Annotated in this window: 2 protein-coding genes; both read right to left on the minus strand. The window is 51.5% G+C overall.

All coding sequences use genetic code 11. The features are described 5' to 3' along the window. Positions 1-328: 328 nt before the first annotated feature. The gene (locus tag V6D20_06165) at positions 329-484 is read right to left on the minus strand and encodes a hypothetical protein (GenBank protein ID HEY9815370.1); all 156 of its coding nucleotides are present in this window, start codon (positions 482-484) and stop codon (positions 329-331) included. Positions 485-500: 16 nt separating this feature from the next. Next, a partial coding sequence (locus V6D20_06170) for a hypothetical protein (protein ID HEY9815371.1) occupies positions 501-1,000 on the minus strand: 500 nt, incomplete at its 5' end.

Raw genomic sequence — 1,000 nt, forward strand, 5'->3', positions numbered from 1 at the left:
AAGACCAGGCCACGGTAATGGCAGTCGACCGGATACATGTTGGAGAGAAAGTAATGGTCTCCACGGAATCCGGCAATGGTGACGTCATCCGCTTCCATGGCCCGCTCCTCTTGTTAATTGGATTAATTATAGCAAAAAAAGGGAGCGAAAGCCCCCTTTTCTGCACCAGATATCTACTCGCGATGACGCTTCTGCCGACCACATTGGGTACATCCAAAGACTCGCGTGGTGAACAGCACGCCATCATGGCAGTGGCTGTAGCTCCATTGATGCGAGCATCGCTTCTGCGTGAGCCTCTTCAGCATGACCTCCCTCCTTTTCCTGAGGATCAGTCCTGCTTCTCGGTGGGCAGCCAGGCCAGATCCTCTTCCGTGGCCTCCTGGGGGGCACTCACCTGATCGGCATCCAGGACACCTGCTTCGACTAGTGCCAGCTCTTCCTCGTAGTGTGCCTGATCTTCTGGACTCATTTGGATCTCACTCATTGTCGTTCTCCTTGGGTTACATGCTCATGCCTGGGGATTCCTCAGGCTCTGGCACGGGTTGCTGCTTTGCTTTGGATGGATTCATGCGCTCAAAGTTCTTGACCTTAGCCTCAAGGCGCTGCTCTGGCGTGAATTCGCCGTTTTTCAAGGTGTCTATTGATTTTGCCACGCTGGTGAGCAGCGTCCTGACCACTTTATCATTCTCGCCAAGGTTATCCTCTACACGATTTATCTGCTCCATGAAATCAAACTTACTACCCCAACCCTTACTGTACACCATCGCATTATCATAATAATCACTGAACATGGCCTTGATGTCGGGTCTTGATGACAACGCGTGCTCCAATTCTCTCTCAAGCTCTTTCACCATGAAGACCGCTGTAGATTCCGCAACAATTTCTTCGATGGCGTATTCCAGATCATTCCGGCTGGATGGATTCCTTCCCGCAAGATGCTTGGTGGAGTGCGCCAACTCATGCATTGTCACAGCATACCTCGCCACAGGGTTGATAAACT

This window comes from Candidatus Obscuribacterales bacterium (assembly GCA_036703605.1).
Classification (GTDB): Bacteria; Cyanobacteriota; Cyanobacteriia; order RECH01; family RECH01; genus RECH01.